Raw genomic sequence first — 5,054 nt, 5'->3', positions numbered from 1 at the left:
ATGATCGCCACCATGTCGCGCCGTCTCGCCCGCACCGCCTGACCCGACCGGAGTATTCAGATGCGCTCTTACTGGTGATACGCCGAATCGACGGGGCAGAAACCACCGCAGCGCAGCGGTCGACACAAGGTCGCTGTCACCACGATTCGGTTGCCATGCCTGCCCGCCAGACGTGCCGGTCCCGGGCGGACATTCCGTTCGGGGGTTCGGCGTCGACTCCGGGCGCGATGGCGTCACCCGGCGAGCCCGTGAGGACATCGCAGCCGCGGGCCCGGGGCCTCTCACCCATGTTCGGGGTTACCGGGCAGGGGCCGCCCGCTCGGTCCTCTCCACGGTGGGAGGCCCCGGCGTTCACAGACCGTACGAGTGTCGGGCTCGATGTGCACGCACGATCGGTTGCTGCGACGGCGATCGACGGCGCCATAGTCGTCTCGTGGACGCCATCCTGGTCACAGAACCAAGGGATGTCCCCCGGGGGTGCAGCGCCGGTCAGCTGAAGGCGGCCAGCGCGCCGATCAGGCCGAGTGCCGCACCCACACCGCCGATGACGGTGCCGAAGCCGCTGACGACCGGTTGAATCTTCTTGATCATGGCGAGGTCTGCCTGAGAGGAACCCATTTTCTCTTCCTTTGTTCGATTTCCATCGGCTCGGTGCCGTGGTCTGTGGTGTCTCGACTGCCTGTGGAGGCGAGGCGAGGACCGGCAGGGCTTCGGCATTCGGCGTGCACCTGCCTGGTGCACGGAGCGCGTGCCGCGTCGGGCACGACTCCGCTGCGGTCGGGCGGGGTTGTCCTGTCTCGACCGTGGGGTCGTGTCAGCGGTTACGCGTACTCGTCGGCGAGCGCGGCGTAACCGAAACGGGCGGCGCGGTCCAGGGCTTGCCAGGCGACCTCGTAGCGTTTGACGGTCACCTCGTCGGCGTCCGAGAGGAGGGCCTCGAGCAGGGAATGCGGCTTGTGCTGCCAGGCGTGCGCGACGGTGCGGTCGGTGAACAGACCCGACTGGGCCAGTGCACGAATCCACTCGTCGACATCACCGCGATGGATGCGTTCGACCGAGTCGTGATCGCATCCCTCCGCGACGAAATCACGGGAGAACGTTGCGGTGACGTAGTCGCCACAGGTGGGCAGTTCTGCCTTCATCGGTGCGGGCACCTTCCCTGATGTCGCCGCGAGCGGTTCCGGTCCGACTCGTGACTGTGAGCCGGTGTCGGAGCGTCGGAACCATGGTGTGTGGTGTGCGGTAGGTCACATGCTTCGCGACCGCAGGGCTGCGGGCATCGGTGGAAACACCCGGGGATATACCTGTCTTCTGGCTCGTGTGGCCGTCGTCCGGGCGTGGTGATGGGACCAGCCGAGGCGTCGGGAACCAAGCGAACATGGTCGCCACACACTCAGCCGGCCGAGATCGGGAGTCGGCCAACAGTGCCGAAAGCGGCCGTACCTGCGGGAACTGGACGATCACCCAAGTGGCATCGGCTCACATCCGTGATGTAGAACGTATGACTAACGATATACGGTTGTGATGTCCATCACATTTTACTGATACCGCTGGACACGCCAACCGCGCCGGAGCCACGGGCTTGGCGCCGCTTCGCCACCACATGGGTGTGACAGAGGAAGACAAGGACACCGCGTGAACCACCCCGGACCATGTCGGGCCTCGGTCCCCGTCGGTCCGTCTGGCTGTCGGACGATCTGTCCGGGCAGGAGGCCCCACCCTCGGCAGTCGCCGCCTCGTGGGTGGCAAAGGCCTTCGGCGGGGGCGACGCGGATCGAACCGACGCACCTGGACGAGGCAGCTGCGCTGTCGTGCCACCACGGGGTGTGTGTCACCGGCAGAAGAGATTCCGACTGCGGACCGGCGGCCGTCACGGCTCGTCGAGCGGCCCGGGCCGCGGGAATGGACCCGCGCTGCGTGCACCCACCCGGCGGTCACGAGCTGTGCGTGTGGGTGATCGAACCGGCCGACCCGTCGGGACGGCTGACGCACAGATCAGGGCTCGCGGCATGACCTCGACAGGGCCGAGTCCGGTGCCGAACCAGGCCGCCGTGCCCAGCGCGGCAACCCGCCTGACCGGGCTGATCCGAACCGGAATCTCGCGAACCCCGGTGAGCATTGCGATCGCACTGTCCATCTGGGTCGTCGCATTGCTGACCGGCAGCCTCCTCAACGGCCCCGACCACGACCTCACGGGCAGGATCGGCATCGGGTTGCGCGCCGTCGAGGACGGTCACCTGTGGACCGTGCTCACCGCCGGGTTCTTCACCCCCGGCGCGGGAGGTCACTTGCTGGCCACCGCCACCATCCTTGCCGTCGCGGTCCCGATCGAGCGCACCATCGGATCCACCCGATTCGTTCTCGCCGCGGTCGCCACCGGGATATGCGGAACCGCAACGGCGTTGGGACTGGTTGCCCTGATCGCGCCGCTGCACACAGCATGGGGCGCACACCTTCAACACACCGTCGCGATCGGCCCCGGACTCTGGCTGGTCGGCGTCGTGACCGCCGCAAGCGCGGCGATGCCCACCCTGTGGCGGCGCCGAGTCCGGCTCGGCGTGTTCGCCCTGCTCGCCACCCTCGCCCTCTTCGGCGGTCAACTCGACGATCTGATCAGGCTCTGCGCGGGAGTCGCCGGCCTCATCCTCGGCCCGCAACTACTGCGACGCTCGGGGGACCCAGTATCGCCGAGCCCGACAATGCGTGAGAAACGCGTCCTGGTCGCAATCGTCGTCGCCGCGAGCGTGGTCGGCCCGCTGCTGGCGGCGATCTCACCATCGGCCGTCGGCCCACTCTCCGCCCTGCGCAACCTCTTCACCAGCCCCGGGGTCGACGCCACCCAGGTTCGGGCGCTGTGCGCGACGCCGGGCCTTGCCCTCGAATGCCGCCACGGCCTCCGGGACCTACAACTGTCCGGAGCCGGCGCGACGATGCTGATGGTGATGCCGACCGTACTGATGCTGGTGCTCAGCGACGGCCTTCGGCGCGGCCGCCGACTCGCCTGGTCGACGGCGTTGTTCATGACGTCAGCACTGCTGGTACTCGGCGTCAGCGTCACCACGGTCAGATACCTCCACCACTCCCACCTCGGCCACCCCGGTCAGATCGTTCGCACCCCACTGAGCCTGGCTCTCGAGCTGCTCCCGTTCACGGCGATGCTGGTGGTCGTGCTGGTCCTGCTGGCGACCTCGAGGCTGTTCACCGTCGCGACACCGAGAATCGCCCACCGACGAACGGTGCGCTCGGCCATCGCCACCCTCGTCGTCCTGGCCGCTGTCTACGTCATTTCGGGTGCGGCGATGCGAGGCGGTTTCGACCGGCCCCCCAGTGCCGCCGAGCTACTGCTCTCGTTCCCGCAGCGTCTGGTCCCTCCGGTGTTCCTCCAATTCGCCACGCCCGGATACCTGCCCACATCCGTCCCCGCGACGATCGTGTACGACTGGATCGGCGTGTTCTTCTGGACCGTGGTCGGCTTCGTGTTGCTGTCGGCCTTCCTCACCCCACCCGACGTCGAGTCCGTGGGGGCACGCACCCGGGCCCGGAACCTCGTGCATCACAACGGGAGCAGCCCACTGTCCTGGATGACGACCTGGTCGGGCAACCGCTACTGGTTCGCCGCCGACGGTGCCAGCTTCGTCGGATATCGCGTGGTCGCCGGCATCGCGCTGACCACAGGAGACCCGGTGGGTCCGCCGGCCTCCCTGCAGCACAACATGAGAGAGTTCGCCGAGTTCTGCACCCACAACGGGTGGACCCCGTGCTTCTATTCCGCCTCCCCACGAGTCGCCGAAACGGCACACCGGATCGGCTGGAGTGCCGTCCACATCGCCGAGAACACCATCCTCGAGCTCGACGAACTGAGCTTCTCCGGCAAGAAGTTCCAGGACATCCGGACCGCGATCAACGCGGCGAAGAAGAGCAGCGTGCACGCGGAGTGGGTTTCCCTGGCCACGGCACCACGGGTCATCGTCGACCAGATCACCGCGATCTCGAAGGAATGGATCGCGCAGCGGGGGCTGCCGGAGATGGGCTTCACGCTCGGCGGGCTGACGGAGATTTCCGATCCCGAGGTGCGCGCTCTGATCGCGATCGACGACGACCGCACCGTGCACGCGGTGACCTCGTGGCTGCCGGTCTACGAATGCGGACAGCCCGTGGGATGGACTCTGGACGTGATGCGACGCCGATCGAACGGGTTCAAGCCGAGCATCGAATTCCTGATCGCCTCGGCCGCGCTGCTCTTCAAAGAGGAGGGAGCCAGATTCCTCAGCCTGTCCGGCGCTCCTCTCGCCAGGGTGACACAGAACCCCGCGGACGGGAGTGCACCCGGGCAGGACAGCCGCGTCGACGCGGCACTCGAGTGGGTCCTCGACGCAGTCGGACGCGCACTCGAACCGGTCTACGGATTCCGCTCCCTGCTGGCATTCAAGTCCAAGTTTCAACCGAGGTACGTCCCCCTCTACCTCGTCTTCCCCGATCTCGCCGCGCTGCCGAGCATCGCCAACGCCGTGTCGCGTGCATACCTGTCCGAATCCTCACTCCGCCAACAGCTACACGTCGCACGGAAGTTGTTGCGCATCGGTTGAACTCGGAGGACACCGTTCGTGCGGAAAACTCCCAGCGCGAGCGTCTTGGCCGTCCCTGCAGGCTGAACCCGTCCTCCTTCAACAGCCTGCCCACCATCGGCGCAGAACTCTGCCCCGCCGCGGTCGAGGGGTACATGCCCTGCTCGATCGAGATCCTCGAGAAGAACAACTTCCGCGCTTGCCCGGAAGCTTGCAAAGCGTGTTCGACCGACTCCGGGAGCTGACAGGCCTACCGAGTCCGATAGCGCCCCGTGGAGTGGTGGACTTCGAATCGGGTGCGAAGATCGCGTCGTGTTCGCGGCCCGCCGCTAACGGTGATTACGTCCCGCATAGGCGCATACGGATCGCGGCCGTTGTGGCGCAAAAAGATTGGATATCTTTACTCGCTCCCATGCCGTCTGATTCGCCCCGGGTTTCTTGGAGGCTGATGACCCGGAAGGATCGGCATCATGCCTGCACCGAGGAAGT

General features: G+C 66.8%; 3 protein-coding genes. 1 reads left to right on the top strand and 2 read right to left on the bottom strand.

From position 1 onward, the window contains the following. Positions 1–489: 489 nt before the first annotated feature. Complete coding sequence (locus ABD951_RS10870; protein ID WP_345344576.1) at positions 490–618, bottom strand: hypothetical protein; 129 nt, start codon at positions 616–618, stop codon at positions 490–492. Between the two features lie 203 nt (positions 619–821). Further along, the gene (locus ABD951_RS10865) at positions 822–1,142 is read right to left on the bottom strand and encodes a hypothetical protein (RefSeq protein ID WP_345344575.1); all 321 of its coding nucleotides are present in this window, start codon (positions 1,140–1,142) and stop codon (positions 822–824) included. A 969-nt stretch (positions 1,143–2,111) separates the two neighbouring features. Between ABD951_RS10865 and ABD951_RS10860 the strand changes: the two genes are divergently transcribed. Continuing rightward, a complete protein-coding gene (locus tag ABD951_RS10860; protein WP_345344574.1) occupies positions 2,112–4,586 on the top strand; it encodes a bifunctional lysylphosphatidylglycerol flippase/synthetase MprF in 2,475 nt (824 codons plus the stop codon). The last annotated feature ends 468 nt before the right edge of the window (positions 4,587–5,054 follow it).

This window comes from Rhodococcus olei, assembly GCF_039540555.1.
Classification (GTDB): Bacteria; Actinomycetota; Actinomycetes; order Mycobacteriales; family Mycobacteriaceae; genus Rhodococcus_G; species Rhodococcus_G olei.
Note: the sequence above shows the minus strand (reverse complement) of the source record. Positions and strands in the feature narration are given on the sequence as shown.